The organism is Hydrogenophaga palleronii NBRC 102513, assembly GCF_001571225.1.
Classification (GTDB): domain Bacteria; phylum Pseudomonadota; class Gammaproteobacteria; order Burkholderiales; family Burkholderiaceae_C; genus Hydrogenophaga; species Hydrogenophaga palleronii.
The window spans coordinates 1-17,754 of sequence record NZ_BCTJ01000029.1; the positions used below are offsets into that span (position 1 = coordinate 1).

Annotated in this window: 17 protein-coding genes; 6 read left to right on the plus strand and 11 right to left on the minus strand. The window is 64.5% G+C overall.

Features of this window, described 5'->3' with window-relative positions; translation table 11 throughout:
• Nucleotides 1-1,204 (plus strand): IS3 family transposase (locus HPA01S_RS17285; protein WP_066272020.1); only part of this gene is annotated, 1,204 nt, incomplete at its 5' end.
• Between the two features lie 80 nt (nucleotides 1,205-1,284).
• On the opposite strand, the gene HPA01S_RS17290 is transcribed toward HPA01S_RS17285, so the two are convergent.
• The 10 genes from HPA01S_RS17290 to HPA01S_RS17335 form a co-directional block, all read right to left on the minus strand.
• Nucleotides 1,285-2,226, minus strand: coding sequence for a PdxA family dehydrogenase (locus HPA01S_RS17290; protein WP_066272021.1), 942 nt, complete (start codon nucleotides 2,224-2,226; stop codon nucleotides 1,285-1,287).
• The gene (locus tag HPA01S_RS17295) at nucleotides 2,223-3,275 is read right to left on the minus strand and encodes a TRAP transporter substrate-binding protein (RefSeq protein WP_066272022.1); all 1,053 of its coding nucleotides are present in this window, start codon (nucleotides 3,273-3,275) and stop codon (nucleotides 2,223-2,225) included. The genes HPA01S_RS17290 and HPA01S_RS17295 overlap by 4 nt, the downstream gene beginning before the upstream one ends.
• Before the next feature lie 65 nt (nucleotides 3,276-3,340).
• On the minus strand, nucleotides 3,341-4,789 hold the full coding sequence (locus HPA01S_RS17300; RefSeq protein WP_066272023.1) for an NAD-dependent succinate-semialdehyde dehydrogenase: 1,449 nt from the start codon (nucleotides 4,787-4,789) through the stop codon (nucleotides 3,341-3,343).
• Nucleotides 4,790-4,803: 14 nt separating this feature from the next.
• Nucleotides 4,804-5,559, minus strand: coding sequence for an SDR family NAD(P)-dependent oxidoreductase (locus HPA01S_RS17305; RefSeq protein ID WP_066272024.1), 756 nt, complete (start codon nucleotides 5,557-5,559; stop codon nucleotides 4,804-4,806).
• Between the two features lie 52 nt (nucleotides 5,560-5,611).
• Nucleotides 5,612-6,787, minus strand: a complete 1,176-nt coding sequence (locus HPA01S_RS17310; protein ID WP_066272025.1) for an NAD(P)/FAD-dependent oxidoreductase — start codon at nucleotides 6,785-6,787, stop codon at nucleotides 5,612-5,614.
• Nucleotides 6,787-7,110 carry a 2Fe-2S iron-sulfur cluster-binding protein gene (locus tag HPA01S_RS17315; RefSeq protein WP_066272026.1) on the minus strand — a complete coding sequence of 108 codons (324 nt, stop codon included), beginning with the start codon at nucleotides 7,108-7,110 and terminating at the stop codon, nucleotides 6,787-6,789. The genes HPA01S_RS17310 and HPA01S_RS17315 overlap by 1 nt, the downstream gene beginning before the upstream one ends.
• A 28-nt stretch (nucleotides 7,111-7,138) precedes the next feature.
• The gene (locus HPA01S_RS17320) at nucleotides 7,139-8,359 is read right to left on the minus strand and encodes a cytochrome P450 (protein ID WP_066272027.1); all 1,221 of its coding nucleotides are present in this window, start codon (nucleotides 8,357-8,359) and stop codon (nucleotides 7,139-7,141) included.
• The gene (locus tag HPA01S_RS17325) at nucleotides 8,356-9,420 is read right to left on the minus strand and encodes a 2Fe-2S iron-sulfur cluster-binding protein (RefSeq protein WP_066272028.1); all 1,065 of its coding nucleotides are present in this window, start codon (nucleotides 9,418-9,420) and stop codon (nucleotides 8,356-8,358) included. Before HPA01S_RS17325 ends, HPA01S_RS17320 begins: the two co-directional genes overlap by 4 nt.
• On the minus strand, nucleotides 9,417-9,893 hold the full coding sequence (locus HPA01S_RS17330; RefSeq protein WP_066272029.1) for an aromatic-ring-hydroxylating dioxygenase subunit beta: 477 nt from the start codon (nucleotides 9,891-9,893) through the stop codon (nucleotides 9,417-9,419). Before HPA01S_RS17330 ends, HPA01S_RS17325 begins: the two co-directional genes overlap by 4 nt.
• On the minus strand, nucleotides 9,890-11,149 hold the full coding sequence (locus tag HPA01S_RS17335; protein ID WP_066272030.1) for an aromatic ring-hydroxylating oxygenase subunit alpha: 1,260 nt from the start codon (nucleotides 11,147-11,149) through the stop codon (nucleotides 9,890-9,892). Before HPA01S_RS17335 ends, HPA01S_RS17330 begins: the two co-directional genes overlap by 4 nt.
• Nucleotides 11,150-11,301: 152 nt before the next feature.
• On the opposite strand from HPA01S_RS17335, the gene HPA01S_RS17340 reads away from it, so the two are divergent.
• On the plus strand, nucleotides 11,302-12,075 hold the full coding sequence (locus HPA01S_RS17340; protein ID WP_245638690.1) for an IclR family transcriptional regulator domain-containing protein: 774 nt from the start codon (nucleotides 11,302-11,304) through the stop codon (nucleotides 12,073-12,075).
• Nucleotides 12,076-12,173: 98 nt separating this feature from the next.
• Here HPA01S_RS17340 and HPA01S_RS17345 read toward each other — a convergent pair whose 3' ends face one another.
• A complete protein-coding gene (locus HPA01S_RS17345; RefSeq protein WP_066272031.1) occupies nucleotides 12,174-13,088 on the minus strand; it encodes a LysR substrate-binding domain-containing protein in 915 nt (304 codons plus the stop codon).
• Between the two features lie 90 nt (nucleotides 13,089-13,178).
• Between HPA01S_RS17345 and HPA01S_RS17350 the strand changes: the two genes are divergently transcribed.
• From HPA01S_RS17350 to HPA01S_RS17365, 4 genes are all read left to right on the plus strand, one after another.
• The gene (locus HPA01S_RS17350; RefSeq protein WP_066272032.1) at nucleotides 13,179-14,063 is read left to right on the plus strand and encodes an HTD2 family dehydratase; all 885 of its coding nucleotides are present in this window, start codon (nucleotides 13,179-13,181) and stop codon (nucleotides 14,061-14,063) included.
• Nucleotides 14,064-14,067: 4 nt separating this feature from the next.
• Nucleotides 14,068-15,237, plus strand: coding sequence for an acyl-CoA dehydrogenase family protein (locus tag HPA01S_RS17355; RefSeq protein ID WP_066272033.1), 1,170 nt, complete (start codon nucleotides 14,068-14,070; stop codon nucleotides 15,235-15,237).
• Nucleotides 15,238-15,291: 54 nt separating this feature from the next.
• Nucleotides 15,292-16,143, plus strand: coding sequence for an HpcH/HpaI aldolase/citrate lyase family protein (locus tag HPA01S_RS17360; protein ID WP_066272034.1), 852 nt, complete (start codon nucleotides 15,292-15,294; stop codon nucleotides 16,141-16,143).
• A gap of 64 nt (nucleotides 16,144-16,207) precedes the next feature.
• A complete protein-coding gene (locus HPA01S_RS17365) occupies nucleotides 16,208-17,716 on the plus strand; it encodes a class I adenylate-forming enzyme family protein (RefSeq protein WP_066272035.1) in 1,509 nt (502 codons plus the stop codon).
• The last annotated feature ends 38 nt before the right edge of the window (nucleotides 17,717-17,754 follow it).

The following is a 17,754-nucleotide window of genomic DNA, read 5'->3' on the forward strand; positions in this document are numbered from 1 at the left end:
TGTGGGCCGACGAAGGTGTTCTAGGAAGCTGATGCAAGCGGGCGTCATGGAGCTTTGCACGCGCGAGGAAAGTGCGCAGGCTGTAGCCGACAAGTTCGGCGTGTGCCGTCCAACGCTGTACAACTGGAAGAACCAACTTCTAGGACGTGAGGCACCCGCATCCATGAAACGCACCAATCCATCTTCGCCGTCGCAAGAGCGCGACGAGCTCGAGCGCCAGGTTGATTCGCTGCGCCGCGAAGTCAAGCAACTTCGCCTTGAGCAGGACCTATTGAACAAGGCCAACGAACTGTTAAAAAAAGGCCTGGGCGTCGACCTGCAGCTCCTGTCCAACCGGGAGAAGACACTGCTGATTGACGCCCTCAGGGAGCACTATGGCCTGCCAGAGCTCCTTGCACAGTTGGATCTTGCGCGTAGTTCGTACTTCTACCATCGGGCCCGTGCAGCGGTGGGCGACAAATACCTGGAGGTGCGGCAAACCATCACCGACATCTTTGAGTCGAACCACCGCTGCTATGGCTACCGCAGGCTGCAAGCTTCGCTCACCAGACAGGACGTCACGATCTCCGAGAAGGTCGTGCAGCGATTGATGAAGCAGGAAAGCCTGGTTGTTCCAAAGCCCAGGAAGCGCAGGTATGCGTCATACCTTGGCGAGATCAGTCCGGCGCCTGAGAACCTCATCAACCGCGACTTCCAGGCCGCGGTCCCCAACGAGAAATGGCTCACGGACATCACGGAGTTCCAGATCCCGGCTGGCAAGGTGTACCTCTCGCCCATCATCGACTGCTTCGATGGAATGGTCGTCAGCTGGACCATTGGGACCAGTCCGGACGCCGAGTTGGTCAACACGATGCTGGATGCAGCCATCGAGACAGTGGCCGAAACCACTGACCGGCCTGTGGTTCACTCCGATCGGGGCGGCCACTACCGCTGGCCTGGTTGGCTATCAAGAATGAGCGACGCGAACTTCACCCGCTCGATGTCCCGCAAGGCATGCTCACCTGACAACGCCGCTTGTGAAGGCTTCTTCGGTAGGCTGAAGAACGAGCTGTTCTATCCTCAGGACTGGAAGAACGCCACCATTGAGCAATTCATCGAGGCGGTCGACTTGTACATCCGCTGGTACAACGAGAAGCGGATCAAGATATCTCTTGGCTCTCTCAGCCCTATCGAATACCGGGTGAGCCTTGGACTTGCGGCATAAAACCAGTCCAAGTATTTGTCCGCACCCCCTCCCGGTTCAGAGGTCGGTGTAGTTCAACAGCCGGATCAATTTTCTCAGGACTAGGTTGCGCTAAGCAGGCCGATGGTGCGCAGCAGCGCTTCTGGACTGGCAACGCCCTGGCCCGCGATGTCCATGGCGCTGCCATGACCCACACTGGAGAGCACTACGCTCCCGCCCACGCTGAGCGCGCTCGCGGCGTTCGGCGCGAGCAGTTTGATGGGGATATGCCCCTGATCGTGGAAGATTGCCACATACAGGTCGTGCTTGCGCTGAGCCAACAGCACATCCGCGCCAGCTGGCTCGCTCACCACATAGCCCTCGGCCCGCAGTTGCGCCGCTGCGGGTACCACCAGTCGCGCGTCTTCGGAACCGAACAGGTCGCCTTCCGATGCATGCGGGTTGATGCCGAACACACCGATGCGCGGCGCGGCCAGACCCATGCGCCGGCACGCAACGATGCCGGCATGCGTGGCGCGCACGATGAGATCCGTGCTGAGCCGGTCGAGCGCGGTGCGCACGCTCTCATGCAGGGTGACGTGAACGATGCGCAGGCCTCCCCCCACTAACATGAGGAATACCGAGTCGGCTGGCTGGCCGCACACACGCGCCACCAGCGAGGGGTAACCGCTGAAAGCGATGCCCGCCTGCGCGATCGCGGTCTCGTGGTGGGGGCATGCGATGACGGCATCGCATTCACCCGCCTGCACGGCCTGGATGGCGGCGGTGGCGCTGGCCACCGCCGAGGTGCCGGCCGCTGCATCAATGCGACCCGGCCGCGCCGAGGCAGCGTCCAGCGTGCCGGCCTCGCGGTGGTGCATCCCGGGTGGCCCGTCACCGAGGCCCAACCGCGTGGCCGTGTCGCGTAGCACGGCCCCTGGGCCGAACAGCGTGAAGCGCTCGCGATCTTGCGCGGGGAGCGCGGCCAGCGCCTTGAGAGCGATCTCCGGCCCGATGCCGTTCGGATCGCCTAGCGCAATGGCCAGGCGTGCGCCACCGCTCATGCGGTCTTCGGCTTGTGTTTGGCGATGAGGGCCTTGGCGCCGGCCAGCAGCCTCTCGCCGTCATGGCCGCGCTTGTTCATCTCCTGCACCCATTCGTTGGCGATGTTGCCGGTGAGCTGCACGAACTCGGCGGCCTCGGCGTCGGTGAACACGTGCACCTTGTTGCCCCGGTCGGTCGCCATCTTGCGGGCGATGGGGTCCTGGTCCTGCTGCACCTTGCCGAACCAGGCCGAGGTCTCCAGGCCGGAGTTGTCGTCGATCACTTTCTTGATGTCCGGCGGCAGCGCGGCGTACCGGTTCTTGTTCATCACCATCACGAAGGCGGTGTTGTAGAGCGCCGGCTTGCCGGGCGCGAACTCGCTGTGTTGCGTCACCAGCTCATGCACCTTGACCGAGGGGATCACCTCCCAGGGCAGGGCCGCGCCTTCGATGACGCCTTTGGACAGCGCGTCCGGGATCTGCGGCAGTGGCAGGCCCACGGCCGAGGCCCCGGCGGCGGTGAGCAGCTTGGTGGCCTGGCGGGTCGGCCCGCGCACCTTCATGCCGCGCAGGTCGGCGGCGCTGATGATGGGCTTGGTCCTGGAATGCAGCACGCCCGGGCCATGGGTGTGGAAGGCCAGGGGCTGCACGTCTTTGAACTCGTCGGCGGCATGAGTCTGCAGGTATTCCCAGGCCGCGCGCGAAGCACCGATGGCGTCCACCGTAATGAACGGCAGCTCGAAGACCTCGGTGCGCGGGAAGCGGCCCGGCGTGTTGCCGGCCAGCGTCCAGACGATGTCGACCACGCCGTCGCGCGCCTGGTCGTACAGCTGGCCGGGCGAGCCGCCCAGCTGCATGGCCGGGTAGCCCTCAAACTTGATGCGGCCGCCCGAGTCCTTCTCGACCTTGGTCATCCAGGCCTTGTGGGCGTTCAGGTAGACGTTGGAGGTCGGTGCCATGAAGGTGTGGAACTTCAGGGTCACCGCCTGCTGGGCAAGGGCGGCGAGGCCCGGCGCGCCGAGGGTGGCCGCCGCGGCGGCCGATTTGATCAGGGTTCTGCGTTGCATCATGGTGTTTGTCTCCGTGAGTGAAGGGAAAAGGCCGGGCCCCTGCGCGGTGCTTGTGGGTGATGGGATCAGGCCGGGCTGGCCTGCGTGACGAACTTGGTGACGAGGTAGCCGTCGAAGGTCTCGCTGCCGCCCTCGCTGCCGATGCCGCTGTCCTTGACGCCACCGAACGGTGTCTCGGCCAGCGTGATGCCGAAGTGGTTCACGTTGACCATGCCCACCTCCAGCCCGTCGACCATGCGCTCCGAGGTCTTGATGGAGCCGGTGAACACGAAGCCGGTGAGGCCGAAGGGAAGGGCATTGGCGCGCTTCAACACCTCGTCGGTGTCCTTGAAGCGCGTGATCGGTGCGACCGGGCCGAAGGGTTCTTCGACCATCAGGCGCGCGTCGTCGGGGATGTCGGTGAGGATGGTGGGCGGGTAGAAGTAGCCCGGGCCGGCGAGCCGCGTGCCGCCGCTGGCCAGCCTCGCGCCACGCTCCAGCGCATCGGCGACGAAGCCTTCCATGGCATCGACCCGGCGCAGGTGCGCCAGGGGGCCCATCTGCGTGTCCTTGTCCATGCCGTCACCCACCTTCAAGCCACCGTAGGCTTTCGTGAAGGTGTCGAGGAAGCGGTCGTACACCTTTTCCTGCACGAAGAAGCGGCTGGGAGCAATGCACAACTGCCCCGCGTTGCGCGCCTTGAAGCGCGCCAGCAGGTTCGCCGCGTCGTCCACGTCGGCATCGTCGAACACCACCACCGGCGAGTGCCCGCCCAGTTCCATGCTGATGCGCTTCATGTGAAGGCCGGCGAGCGATGCCAGCTGCTTGCCCACCGGCACCGAGCCGGTGAACGACACCTTGCGCGAGATCGGCGAGCGGATCAGGTGGTCCGACACCTCGGCCGGCACGCCCCACACCACGTTGAGCACGCCAGGCGGCAGCCCCGCGTCGTGGAACATGCGCGCGAGTGCGATCACCGCGCCGGGCGAATCCTCCGGTCCCTTCAGCACCAGCGTGCAACCCGCGCCGATCGCCGCCACCATCTTGCGAATGGCCTGGTTGAACGGAAAGTTCCACGGCGTGAAGGCCACGCACACGCCGACCGGCTCGCGCAACACCAGCTGGCGCACATGTGGCAGGCGCGCGGGAATTACGCGGCCATAGATGCGTCGACATTCCTCGGCGTGCCACTCCGCGTGCTCGGCGCAGGTGGTTACTTCCAGCAGCGCCTCGCTCAGCGGCTTGCCTTGGTCGAGCGTGATCTGGCGTGCGATCTGCGGTGCGCGTTCGCGCGTGAGCTCGGCCACGCGGCGTAGCACCTTCGAGCGCTCGAGCGGTGAACTCTTGCGCCAGCTCTCGAAGGCACGCTGCGCTGCGTTCAGCGCGCGGTCCAGATCGTCGCGGCGTGCGTGCGGCAACGAGCCGATCACCTCTCCGTTAGCGGGGTTGACGATGTCCTGGTGTTGGCGGTCGCCGCCCTCGATGAATTCACCATCGATGTAGAGGAACGGCTTGCCGTAAGCGGTGTTGATCATGGCGGTCCAGCTGATCAGATGAACACCGAGCCGCCATCGACGGCGATGGTCTGGCCAGTGATAAAGCCAGCACCGTCGCTGGCCAGAAAGAGCAGGGCACCTACCAAGTCGTCGGGAACCTGGTCGCGCTGTAGCGATCGGCTGGTCTTGCGTACCACGTCACCCATCTTGCTGTGCATGTCGTTCTCGAGCACACCGTCGCTCAACGTGAAGCCAGGTGCGATGGCGTTGACGGTGATGTCGTCCTTGCCCAGCTCGCGTGCCAGCGAGCGGGTGAACGCGATCACCGCACCTTTGCTGGCCACGTAGTGCAGCATGTTGGGCGTTCCCTTGATCGGCGTGGTGGACGCGATGTTCACGATGCGGCCGAAACCGTTCTTGCGCATCTCGGGCACGACTGCTTTGGCGCATATGAAGGGGCCGAGGGTGTTGACTTCCATCACGCGCATCCACTCGGCGTCGCTGATCTGGTCGAACGGCTTGAGGGCGAGCGTGGTGAACAGGCCGGCGTTGTTCACCAGCACGTCAAGCCGGCCGAATGCCTTCACGGCCTGTTGGACCATGCTCGCCACGTCGACGGGCTTAACCACATCGGTCTGTGTGCCGATGGCTTGGAGGCCCTGGGTCTTGAGGCGGTCGGCTGCTTCGGCGGCGCCGCGCAGGTCGGCAATGACGACTTTGTGGCCGGCGCGCGCGAGCGCTTCTGAGAAGGCGAAGCCGATGCCGCTGGCGCCGCCAGTGACTGCGATGACCCGGGATGCTGCTGTCATGTGTTGTCTCTTTCTATGAAAGGGTGGGTTTTAAAAGGAATGGGGCGACGCTTCAGGCCGGCGCCAGCGCAGGAGCGAGAGCCTTGCGCGCGCGCATGTGCGCCGCCGGGTCATTGAGGGATTCGACGGCGCTCAACTGGTCGCCGCGGAAGCGCAGAACCGAGAAGCGGCCACTGTTCGGATCGCCCTCGATTTCGCTGCGGTCGTCGGGGTGCGCCAAACCCGCCATCTGCAGCCGGCAGAGGCCTTGCTCGCTCCAGAACCAGGGCACTTTGGCGTAAGGCAAGGGTTGACCGCACAGGCGCGCGGCGATGCAGCGCGCCTGGTCGACCGCGTTCTGCACCGATTCGATGCGCACGCGGGCACCGCCGCCTAAGGCGAAAGGAAAACTCGCACAGTCGCCGAGTGCGGAAATGGCCGGGTCGGTGGTGAGCAGCAGCTCGTCGACCTCGATGCCGTTGCTTACCGCCAGCCCGACGTCGCGCGCCAGCCGGTCGTTTGGCAGCACGCCTACCGCGACTACGATGAGATCGGCTGCGATGTGGCTGCCGTCGCGCAGGCGCAGACCCGTGGCCTGTCCGCTCTCGCCCTCTATGGCATCGCATTGCGACGAGAGATGGAAGTGCGTGCCCAGGGATTCATGGAAGTCCTGAAGGTGCCGCGCCATGGGCTCGGAGAGCGCGCGCAGCAGGGGCCGCGCTGTAGCCTCGACGACGTGTATGGGCAGGTCCATGCCGCGCGCCACGGCCGCGAGCTCCAGTCCGATGAAGCCGGCGCCGACCACCGCTACCGCGCTGGCACGCGCCAACCGCTCGCGGATGCGCCGCGCATCGTCGAGCCCGCGCAGCACGCAGACCCCCGATAGATCCGAGCCCGACACGGCCAGCGTGCGGGCCGTCGCGCCAGTGGCCAGCACAAGGTGGTCGTAGGGCAGAACCATTCCGCTGGTGAGCCGCACGCAGCGCGCTGCTCGATCGATGTGCTCCACTCGCATACCGCCGATCACGCGCGCGTTGATGCGCTCGTAAAACGACGGGGGACGCAGCAGCAGACCGGTCTCGTCCACCTTGCCTTGCAGGAAGGCCTTGGACAGTGGCGGGCGCTGGTACGGCAAACCGGGCTCGTCGCCCACCAAGGTGACGGGATCAGAAAACCCCGATTCACGCAGCGAGGCCGCGAGCTGGAAGCCGCCCTGACCGGTGCCGACGATGACGACGCCGTGAGCCATCAGATCTGGCGCTCTGGGATGTGCACGATCAGCTCGTCCACGCCGGGTGCGAGCACCAGTTGGCAGCCGAGCCGGCTGTTGTCGCGGCGCTCGCTGGCGGCACTGGCCAGCATCTCGTTTTCCACTTCGCTGGTGGGCGGCAGGAAACCGGCCGAGGCCGGATCCACATACACATGGCAGGTGGCGCACATGGCGGAGCCGCCGCATTCGGCCACGATGCCGGCAACACCGTGGTTGACTGCGGTCGCCATGACGGTGGTGCCAGGCCTGGCGGGCACGGCTTCGCGCGAGCCGTCGGGTTGAACATAGACGATTTGGGGCATTGGGGGATCTCTTCGTGGGTGGGTGGCGTCATTGCACGGCGGCCAGCAGAGGCTCGACCGTGACGGGCATGCTCTTGAGCCCGCGCACCGTGTTGTTGAAGTGCTGCACAGGCTCGCCGTCAAGGCGGAACGAGGCCACGCGGCGCGCCAGCGCGGTGAGCACGATCTCGCCTTCGAGGCGGGCCATCATCTGACCGGCGCAGCCGTGGATGCCGGTGCCGAATGCCATGTGCCCAGTGGCGCGTCGGGTGACATCAAAATGATCGGCGTCCGGCCAGCGGCGCGGGTCGCGGTTGGCCGAGGCGATAAACACCACGATCTTCTGGCCTGCCTTTACCGTAATGCCGCCGAGCTCCACGTCCCGCGTGCTGGTGCGGTAGAACGAGTGGAATGTGCTGTCGTAGCGCAGCACCTCTTCGAGCGCCTGGCGTGCGAGCGACGGGTCGTCTCGCAGTAGCGCCCATTGCTCGGGGTGACGCGCGAAGCTGGTGATGGCGTTACAGAGCGTAAACACGGTGGTGTCCAGCCCGGCGGAGAGCAGGGTGCGCACCAGCATGCCGGCTTCGTCGTGGCCGATCTCGCCCGCGTCGGCGGCGGCGAACAGTTGGGCGCCCAAGCCATCGGGGGTGAGCGCGTCGCGCTGGCAGACCTTCGCGATCCAGTTCACCGCCTCGCCCGAGCTGTTCATGCGTGCCTGGAAGCGCTCGTTGATCGGGCCAAAGCCGTTGAACACCATGTCGCCGTAGGGCAGCAGGTGTTCGCGGCCGTCGGGAGGCAGGCCCACCGCGTCGCCGAAGGCCTTGATGGGAAAGGCCTCGCACAGTTCCTTGGCAGCGTCGAACGAGCCACGCTCCACAAGTCCGTCGACCATGCGCGCAGCCACGTCCTCGAACGTAGCGCGCAGGCGGCCGATCGAGGCGGGTGAGAGCACGCGCGCCACTACCTTGCGGGTGCGGCTGTGGTCGGGCGGGTCGGCCTCGAGGATGATGCTGGGCTTGCGCCACGGGGTCTCGGTGTGGAAGTTGGCCAGGCCCACGCCTGCGCTGGAGCAGAACACGTCGGGCTGGGACAGGATGCGCTGCACCTCGTCGTGGCGCGCAACGGCCAGCACGCCGTACCTTTCCAGCCAGGCCCAAGGGCCGAGGTCGCGCAGTTGTGCGTAGTGCGGGTAGGGGTTGGCCAGCACCTCGGTGGTGTAGGGATCGAAGTCGCTGGTGGGGACGTCGGCGTAGGGGTTGGGGTGGGTCATGCGTGGGTCTCCTCTTCTGGTGCGCTTAAGTCGGCCAGCGCGGGTATGCGGGGTTGGGCCACCACAAACGCGTCGCAGAAGAACGCGTCGGGCGGCAGGCCACGGGTTGCAAAGAAATCGCTGCGCGCCGCGCTCACCATGGCGGGCGCGCCGCAGGCATACACCTGGTGGTCGGCGAGGGTGTCGTGGTCTTGCAGCACGGCCTGATGCACGAAGCCGGTGCGGCCGGTCCAGCCGGCATCCGGCTCGGAAAGCACTGGCACGAAGCGCAAGCCGACCTGTTGGCCCCAACTGCGCGCGAGGTCGAGCAGGTACAGGTCTTTCTCGGTGCGCGCGCCCCAGTACAGCGCGATCTCGCGCCGCTGGCCTTTGCGCAGGCCGTCCTCCACCATGGACTTGATCGGCGCGAACCCGGTGCCACTGGCCACCATGACGATGGGCGCGTCGCTGTCCTCGCGCAAGTGGAAGTCGCCGTGCGGCAACTCCACCGGGAGGGTGTCGCCCACTTTGAGTTCCTGCGTGAGCCATTGCGAAAACGCGCCACCCTCGAGCAGACGGATGTGCAGTTCGGCGCCGTCGTTCTGGTGCGGCGGATTGGCCATGGAAAAACTGCGGCGCTGGCCGCTCGGCAGCAGCACTTGCAGGTACTGGCCGGCTTTGAACTTCACCTTCTCCCCAGCGGGAAAGCGCAGCTTGAGCCGCGCCACGTCGCTGGCGAGATAGTCGATGCGCATGACCTTGGCGTCGAGTTGGCGGCGCGTGGTGGGGTCGGTCTTCTCGATCTGGCGCGGTTCGATCCGGATATCGGTGAGTGGCCGGGCCTGGCAGAACAGCACCTGCCCCTGTGCTATCTCGTCGGTGGTGAGCGTGTGGTCGCCCGTCGCGCCGGGGTTCACCCGGCCCGAGACCACGCGGCCCTTGCAGCTTGCACACACGCCCGAGTTGCACGAGAACGGCATCTCATAGCCGGCCTGACGCACCGCATCAAGCACGGTCTGGCCCTCGGCGCATGGCACGGTGGTGTCAAGCCCTGCTATGTGGATAAGGTGCGTGGTGTTCACAACGGAATCGCCAGCAGCGTATCGATGTTGTGGCTGTCGCAGACCACCACGCGGCTGGCCAGTCGCAGCGTGTCGCTGCCGTCGATTACCAGCTCGTCGAGGTAGCGCCCGGTGGCAAAGATCGTGGTTTCGCCACCGCGCATGACGCGCACTACGACGAAGGGCGTCTCGCTACGGCGACCGCGTGGCGTGTCCTCCAGCAGGGCGGGCAGGCCCAACAGGTGGCGGTAGCGCTGCTTCTCGTACACGTTGGCCGTGCGAAGCGAGAGCACGCGGTCATTGAGCATGGCGCGCGAGTCGGCGTAGATCAGGCTCGCTTCCATGCCCTGGGCGTGGTTGTCGGCTGTGGTTACGCGGTAGAGGCATTCCTCGGTGAAGAGCTGTGCCCAGGCCTCGAGCTCGTCGTTGTCGATACAGCGCGCGCAGTGCGCGTTGAGCTCCAGGGCGCTTGACGTGTCGATGACCGCATTCATGCGTCCGCTCCCATGTGCAGGCGATAAGCCTTCCAGAAACCGCGCACCGAGGCTTCCGTGGTGCGGCTGCTCTGGGAGCGCACGCTGTCGCCCCCCATCTCGATGATCGCTTCCCGGGCCCCTGCGCTGGCGATGCCGCGTTGCACGAAACCACCGACCGCACCGTCCTCCATTGAGACAAAACCGGCGGGGCCAATCAGATTGGACTGCTTGTGGCGCATGGTGCGTAGCGCGGGTGTGTCGTCCTGGAAACCGAGGTAGACCCAGTTCAGGGCGGTGGTCTCCAGGCCTTCGGGGAGAACCTGGCGCACTGCGATGGTGTTCTGAATTTGCGCCAGCACGAAGCCCGGGAATACCGAGAGGATCTGAAGCGTAACGCCGTCCCCGAATTCATCCATGCCTTGCAAGAGACTGGCATCTTTGAGCTTGAAGTCGTCCTTGTCCGATCGCAATTCCTCGGTCTTGTAGTCCTCGCCCTTCTCCGCGGTGGGGTCGATCGCCGAGAAGCTGATATGGTTGCCGCCGCATTCGCTGACTACCACGCCGCCCTTCTGCGAAAGGCGGTTGAGCCGGAATGTGGTGAAGAACACGTGCAGCAGGCTCGCGTGGTACGTGTCGCGCACGTTTTCCACATAGAGCTTCCAATTGTTGGGCAGCGTCTGCTTGAAGCGACCCAGGATCTGCACAGGCTTGCAGAGCACGCGCGAGATGCCGCGCGCGATCTCCGGGCCGAGATAGTCCTCCAGATCCGGCACCTCGTCGCTCAGACTGCCGAACACCAGGCCGCAGAACACACTGGTGCGCAGCTTGCGCGGGCCATGGCTCTTCATGCAGAAAGCCGGATCCATGCCACCTTCACCGTTCACGCCGTTCTGAAAGGCGATGCCTTTGAGGTTGCCCTGGCGATCGTAGCGCCAAGCATGGTAGACGCACTGGAAGTCGCGCGCGCTGCCGCCGTCATCGAGCACGATCAGCGCGCCGCGGTGTGAGCAACGGTTCTCGAAGGCATAGACCTCGCCGTCGCTGTCGCGCGCCACCACCACCGGCATGCGCCCAAGGAAGGTGGTGCGATAGTCGCCGGGCTTGGGAAGTTCGGCTTCGAGGCAGAGGTAGTTCCAGGTCGCCCCCTCGAAGACGCGCTGCTGCTCGGCGTCAAGTACCGCCGGCTCTTGGTACAGGTAGTACGGCACGCGGGTGAGGTTTCCGGGTGGCCAGAAGGTGAGAGGGGCGCTGTTCGCGGGGGCGGTGACGCTCATGATTTGGTGGGTTTCGTGTCTTGGAAAAATTCGGATATCGAACTTTTGACCGTTTAGTGAACCATGACTGTATTTTTTGCCTTGATAAGCGTCAACGAAATCCGGTAAAGTTTTCGCATACCGAACTTTCGGCCATCAAAGGAGGAGCGCACATGGATACGGAAACGCATGAAGGGGTGGACAAGGAATACGTGATGGGCTTGGAGAAAGGCCTGTTGCTCATCGAGGCTTTCGGCGTAAGCAACTCGCCGTTGACGCTGAGCGAGGCGGCCGAGATCACCGGCCACAGCAAGGCCTCCACGCGTCGCGCCCTGTTGACGCTGGTCAAGCTGGGCTACGCACGTGCCTCGGGCCGGCAGTTCTCACTTGAGCCGCGCACGCTGCGGTTGGTGCACGCCTACGTGAACTCCACGCCCTTGACCAAGGTGGCTCAGCCCATCCTGGAGATCACGAGCGAGCGCACTCGCGAGTCGGCGTCGCTAGCTGTGTTGGATTCGCAGTTCGTGGTGTTCGTGGCGCGCTCCACGCAGCGGCGCAGCCTGTCGTTTGGCCTGGGCATTGGCGCGCGGCTGCCGGCCTATTGCTCAGCCACTGGGCGCGTGTTGTTATCGGGCTTTGCGGACGAAGAGGTCGAGTTCCGTCTGCAGCGCATGAGCCGACAGGCCCTCACTTCCAAGACCAAGACCGAACTGGCGGTGCTCATGCAGGAAGTGCACGCAGCGCGGCAGTGTGGCTACGCGGTCAGCGATGAAGAACTGGAACTCGGTCTGCGCTCGATTGCCGTGCCCGTGCGCAACGGCAAAGGCGAGCTTCTGGGTGCCATGAGCTTGGCCGTGGCCACCTCGCGCATGTCGCGAGACGACCTGGTAAACAAGCTACTGCCTGAGCTCGAGGTGGCACGACGTACTTTCTCGATGCAGTTGTAGTCCGTATGCATCTATTGACGCAACGTGAATCGACTGGAAATTTCAATCATTGGGAGTGCGGCGATTCGAAACTGCTGAGAATCTGCGCGGTGAATGCGCTAAGCGCTTTCACGTGCGGGCGGCTCAGAGTAGAACTGCACGAGCGCATCGATCAGCGCCTGCGCGTATGCGGGCGTTCTCTCGCCCTCCCTCACCAGGGCATACCGCTCGCGCACACGCCACTCATCCGACAGCTCCACTTGCACGATCGGCAGCATCGGGAGGTTGCGCCGCGCGCTCGTCTCCGGGACGATGCCGATACCCACACCTGCGCCAATCATGCGGCAGACAGCATCGAAGCTGGACAGCTCCACCCGCAGCCTGAGCTGCCGGCCCATGCCCGACGTGACTTTGCCCAGAAAGTCGCTGAGCGTGCTGGCTCGGTGCATGCCCACGTGGGGTTCGTCCAGCGTGTCGACAAACCGGATGGCCTTGCGGCGCGCGAACTTATGACCTTGGGGCACCAGCAGCACTAGGCGGTGCGTGCAGAAGTGGATGGCACGCAACCCCGGCATGTCCATGCGGGTGGAGACGATGCCCAGGTCCGCAACGCCATTGAGCACTCCAAGTGCGATGTCGGGGTTGAGCTTCTCCTGTAGTTCCACGTTGACCTTGGGGTTGGCACGCAGGAAGCCTGGCAGCACTTCGGGCAGGATATCGGTGACGGCCGTGGTGTTGGCATGGATGCGCACGTGCCCGCGCAAGCCTCGGTTGTACTCATGCAGATCGGCGCGGAGCTGCTCCTTCTGGCGCAGGATCGCGCGCGCATGGTGCAGGAATGCTTCGCCGGCAGGAGAGAGGCGCACGCCACGCGCTTCGCGGTAGAGCAGTGGCACGCCCGAGTGCGTTTCGAGCGCCTTGATGCGGCCACTCGCAGCCGCGAGCGACAGGTGCTGTGATTCTGCGGCGCGGGTAATGTTGGATCGCTCGGCGACGGCAAGGAAGAGCTGAAGATCAAGCAGGTCGAAGTCCATGAGTTGATTACACCACCCTTCGGATTTTCCGTAGGCTTCATTCCGAATTGACGCATTGTGGAAGAACGCCGAGTGCCTGACGATAGGGCCATGGGATTCAAAACCGCCGCTCCGCGCATCACCGATGAGGTGGTTTCGAGACTGCGATCCTGGGAGGGTCGCAGTGAGGTTCTTGCAGACGAGATCACTGCAGTGCCGTTCGCCGCGCTATCGGCGACGCTCGATCACAGGGACATCGCAGTCGCTCCCGGCACCCCTCTTCCGCCTCTGTGGCACTGGCTGTACTTCCTGCCACGCGCTCGTCAGAGCGAACTCGGCGAGGACGGGCACCCTCGACTGGGTGGGTTCCTGCCGCCCGTGCCACTGCCGCGCCGCATGTGGGCGGGTGGGCGGCTGCGGTGGTTCTCGCCGCTTCGCATCGGCGAGAGCGTGCGTCGCATCTCGCGCATCGAGTCCGTCACTCACAAGGCGGGTCGCACGGGCGACCTCGTGTTCGTGGTCTTGCGACACGAGATCTCATCCGGAGACCAAGTCGCGCTCACGGAAGAGCATGACATCGTCTATCGCGCGCTGCCGCAACCTGGCGATGCCTCTGCGCCGCCGCAAGTCGCGCCATGCGACGCGCCGTGGTCACGGCACGTCACACCCGATCCAGTGCTGCTGTTCCGCTACTCGGCGCTCACGTTCAACGGGCATCGCATCCACTACGACCGCAGTTATGTGACCGAGGTGGAAGGCTATCCGGGCCTTATCGTGCACGGACCCCTGATCGCCACGCTGCTGGCCGACCTCGCGCGGCGGGAGCGGCCCGAGGCACGCGTGACCCATTTCAGCTTCAAGGCCATTCGGCCCACCTTCGACCTTCACCCCCTTCGCGTGTGCGGCAAACCCTCGTCGGACGGCAAGAGCGCGCAGCTCTGGGCACAGGATCATGAGGGATGGCTCACCATGCAGGCCGATATCCAGTTCGAGTGAATCGATGAAAACACAGATCCCCACGCCCGACGAATTTCAGGAAATGCGCGAAGCGTTGCGTAGCCTGTGCGGCAACTACGATGCCAAATACTGGCAGGAGGTGGATGCCGCGCGCGGTTATCCGGAGGCGTTCGTCGATGCGCTGACCGGAGCCGGCTGGCTCGCGGCCATGATTCCCACCGAATACGGTGGCTCCGGACTGGGCCTTACCGAAGCCTCCGTGGTGATGGAGGAGATCAATTTCTCCGGCGGCAACTCCGGCGCGGTGCATGGCCAGATGTACAACATGGGAACGCTGTTGCGTCACGGCTCACCGGAGCAGAAACAGCAATACCTGCCCAGCATCGCCAGCGGCAAGCTGCGCCTGCAATCCATGGCGGTGACCGAGCCCACCACCGGGACCGACACCACGCAGCTCAAGACGACCGCCGTGAAGAAGGGCGACCGCTATGTCGTCAACGGGCAGAAAGTGTGGATCTCCCGCATCCAGCACTCCGACCTGATGATCCTGCTCGCGCGCACGACGCCGCTGTCGGACGTGAGGAAGAAGAGCGAGGGCATGAGCATCTTTATCGTGGACCTGAAGCAGGCCATCGGCCAGGGGATGACTGTGCGGCCGATCATGAACATGGTGAATCACGAGACCAACGAAGTGTTCTTCGACAACCTCGAGATTCCAGTCGAAAACCTCATCGGCACGGAAGGCCAAGGCTTCAAGTACATCTTGGACGGCCTCAACGCCGAGCGCACGTTGATCGCTGCCGAGTGCCTAGGCGATGCCTATTGGTTCGTCAACAAGGCGCGTCTGTATGCGAACGAGCGCGTAGTGTTCAATCGCCCGATCGGTCAAAACCAGGGCGTGCAATTTCCGATCGCCGACGCGTACATCGAAACAGAGGCCGCCAACCTGATGCGGTTCAAGTCATGCGCGCTGTTTGATGCCGGCAAACCCTGCGGGGGTGAGGCCAACATGGCCAAGTACCTTGCGGCCAAAGCGTCTTGGGAGGCGGCGAACGTCTGCCTGCAAACCCACGGCGGTTTCGGGTTCGCGCACGAATACGACGTGGAGCGCAAGTTCCGGGAGACGCGCCTGTACCAAGTGGCGCCGATTTCCACCAATCTCATCTATTCCTACGTGGCCGAGCACCTTCTGGGTTTGCCGAGGAGTTTCTGATGCCTGCTCCGCCTTCGCCCGAACAGCATCACCGCTCTTTGCGAGCGATCTGACGTGCTTTCACCCATCGCGCGCGCGCGCAGCTTTCTGTTCACACCGGCTTCGCGGCCCGATCGCTTCGGCAAGGCGCTGGACGCTGGCGCGGGTTGCGTGATCCTGGATCTCGAGGATGCGGTTGCGCCCGAGCAGAAGCTCCAGGCAAGGGACCAGATCGCGCTATGGCTGGCCGGATGCACTTCGCCACAACTCGCACGCACCTTGGTGCGCATCAACGCTGTAGGGTCGCTGTGGCATGACGACGATGTGAGGCTGCTGCAGGACTGGGTGGCACAGGGCCTGGCTGGCGTGGTGTTGCCCAAGGCAGAATCGCCAGCGGTCCTCAAGTCGCTTGCGGCCGCATTGGGCCCACGAGCGGAACTGGTGCCGCTGGTTGAATCCCTCGTCGGTCTCGATGCGGTGGACCTGTTGGCCCACGCAGCCCAGGTCACGCGGCTGGCGTTTGGGCACATCGACTTCCAGCTCGATCTAGGGATGCGCTGCGGCGCCGACGAGTCCGAGCTCGCGCCAGCCCGATTTTCCCTTGTAGCTGCATCACGCCGCGCGCTGATTGCGGCTCCAATCGATGGCGTGACAGTCGATATCACGGATGCCAAAAGGATGGCGGCCGACGCGACGCGCGCCCGCGCCTTTGGCTTCTCTGGCAAGCTGTGTATCCATCCTTCTCAGGTGGCCCCCATCGAGCGGATTCTCGCGCCCTCAGCCGAGGAGATCGACTGGGCGCGTCGAGTCGTGGTTGAAGCGAAGGAACGCAATGGAAAGATCTTCAGCCTCGACGGAAAGATGGTGGATCTGCCGGTGGTTCGGTTGGCTCAAAGGACACTTCTGCAGGTTGATTCGATCCGATGACAAATGAAGAATTGCTCGCAGCCACGGCCCACGCGAGTCGATGGAATGTACGGGCATGTAGGGCATGACGGCGGCGCGCATCCACGATCTGTTCGATCGCTGCCTGAGGCGCAGCCCGGACCGCGTGTTCCTGCACCTTCCCGCCAATGGGCCCGGCGCGGCCGCGATGACCTATGCGCAGCTCGATGGCATGGCACGTGCCCTGGAAGTGGAGTTGCGGCGTGAGCGTGTGCGCCCCGGGGACCGTGTCATGGCCGTGGCTGAGAACTGCCCCCAACACATCGCGTTGATCCTGGCATGCAGCCGGATGGGCGCCTGGTCCTGCGGCGTGAATGCACGCATGGCGCCCGGTGAGGTCGATGGTTTTGCTGCCAAGGCCGATGCGCGCATCTGCTATTTCACAACCGGTGTGTCCGAATATGCCGCGGCACATGCGGACCGGTCCTGCGCGATGCCATCGACTGTCGCAGGGCTCTCACGCAGTCCTGTCCGGAGCGAGGCCATTCCAGAATCCGGCCCGCTGGCTGAGCGCGTCGCCGCGATCATCTTTACGTCAGGTACCAGCGGCAGCCCCAAGGGCGTGATGATGACTCATGAAGGTGTGACGCATTTCGCGCGCGTGTCCGCGCAGTCCCGCGCGCTGGCCGAGGACGACCGGTCGTACGCGTACCTGCCCATGACGCACATCTTTGGCCTGGGCACCGTGCTCATGGCCTCGCTTCACGCGGGCGCTGCATTGCTGATGCGCACGTCGTTCGACCCCTCTGTGGCGCTGAACGATCTGGCGCGGCATGGCGTCACTCAGCTGCAGGGGCCACCCGCTTTGTTCGCGCGGTTGCTGGGCCACGTGGAGCAGCATGGTGACATGCGGTGCACGGCACCTGACCTGCGCTATGTGTACGCGGGTGCCGGCCCGCTGGATATGTCGCTCAAGAGGCGCGTGGAGGCCGCGTTCGACCTTCCCTTGCACCATGGCTACGGGTTGTCGGAATACGCGGGTTCGCTGTATATGACGCGCCGAGGGGAGCGGCGCGACGACACCTCCTGTGGCCACGCGGTTGAGGGTGCGGAAGTGCGCATCGTCGATCCCGCCACCGGCAGCGACGTGCCCGTCGGTCAACGCGGCGAGATATGGCTGCGCGGTGTGGGTTTGATGCCGGGGTATTTCCGCGATGTGGGCGCGTCGTGCACGGTCATGCGGGACGGTTGGTACATGAGTGGAGACATCGGCGAGGTTGGCCGGGATGGCGCGCTCTTCGTGGTTGGGCGCCTGAAGGAGATGATCATCCGTTCCGGCTTCAATGTCTATCCCGCGGAAATCGAGGCCGTGCTCAATGGCTTCGAATCGATCGAGCGCTCCGCAGTGGTCGGGCACGGAGTTGCCGACGGCAATGAGGACATCGTGGCCTACGTGCAGCTGGTGCCGGGTGCTGTGCTCGATGAACCCGCATTGCGCGCGCACCTTGCGCATTGGCTTGCTCCCTACAAGCAACCCGGGCAGATCGTCGTCATGAAGGACTTGCCGATGACGGCCACCGGCAAAGTACTTAAGCGTCGGCTGCTGCCGGCTTGATGGAAGGAACCAACGTTGCGGGAGCTGGCAGCTGCCTA

What these genes read in the sequence shown, in the direction of transcription:
- HPA01S_RS17290 (WP_066272021.1), bottom strand. Translation starts at nt 2,226, where the DNA reads ATGAGCGGTGGCGCACGCCTGGCCATTGCGCTAGGCGATCCGAACGGC.
- HPA01S_RS17295 (WP_066272022.1), bottom strand. Translation starts at nt 3,275, where the DNA reads ATGATGCAACGCAGAACCCTGATCAAATCGGCCGCCGCGGCGGCCACC.
- HPA01S_RS17300 (WP_066272023.1), bottom strand. Translation starts at nt 4,789, where the DNA reads ATGATCAACACCGCTTACGGCAAGCCGTTCCTCTACATCGATGGTGAA.
- HPA01S_RS17305 (WP_066272024.1), bottom strand. Translation starts at nt 5,559, where the DNA reads ATGACAGCAGCATCCCGGGTCATCGCAGTCACTGGCGGCGCCAGCGGC.
- HPA01S_RS17310 (WP_066272025.1), bottom strand. Translation starts at nt 6,787, where the DNA reads ATGGCTCACGGCGTCGTCATCGTCGGCACCGGTCAGGGCGGCTTCCAG.
- HPA01S_RS17315 (WP_066272026.1), bottom strand. Translation starts at nt 7,110, where the DNA reads ATGCCCCAAATCGTCTATGTTCAACCCGACGGCTCGCGCGAAGCCGTG.
- HPA01S_RS17320 (WP_066272027.1), bottom strand. Translation starts at nt 8,359, where the DNA reads ATGACCCACCCCAACCCCTACGCCGACGTCCCCACCAGCGACTTCGAT.
- HPA01S_RS17330 (WP_066272029.1), bottom strand. Translation starts at nt 9,893, where the DNA reads ATGAATGCGGTCATCGACACGTCAAGCGCCCTGGAGCTCAACGCGCAC.
- HPA01S_RS17335 (WP_066272030.1), bottom strand. Translation starts at nt 11,149, where the DNA reads ATGAGCGTCACCGCCCCCGCGAACAGCGCCCCTCTCACCTTCTGGCCA.
- HPA01S_RS17340 (WP_245638690.1), top strand. Translation starts at nt 11,302, where the DNA reads ATGGATACGGAAACGCATGAAGGGGTGGACAAGGAATACGTGATGGGC.
- HPA01S_RS17345 (WP_066272031.1), bottom strand. Translation starts at nt 13,088, where the DNA reads ATGGACTTCGACCTGCTTGATCTTCAGCTCTTCCTTGCCGTCGCCGAG.
- HPA01S_RS17350 (WP_066272032.1), top strand. Translation starts at nt 13,179, where the DNA reads ATGGGATTCAAAACCGCCGCTCCGCGCATCACCGATGAGGTGGTTTCG.
- HPA01S_RS17355 (WP_066272033.1), top strand. Translation starts at nt 14,068, where the DNA reads ATGAAAACACAGATCCCCACGCCCGACGAATTTCAGGAAATGCGCGAA.
- HPA01S_RS17365 (WP_066272035.1), top strand. Translation starts at nt 16,208, where the DNA reads ATGACGGCGGCGCGCATCCACGATCTGTTCGATCGCTGCCTGAGGCGC.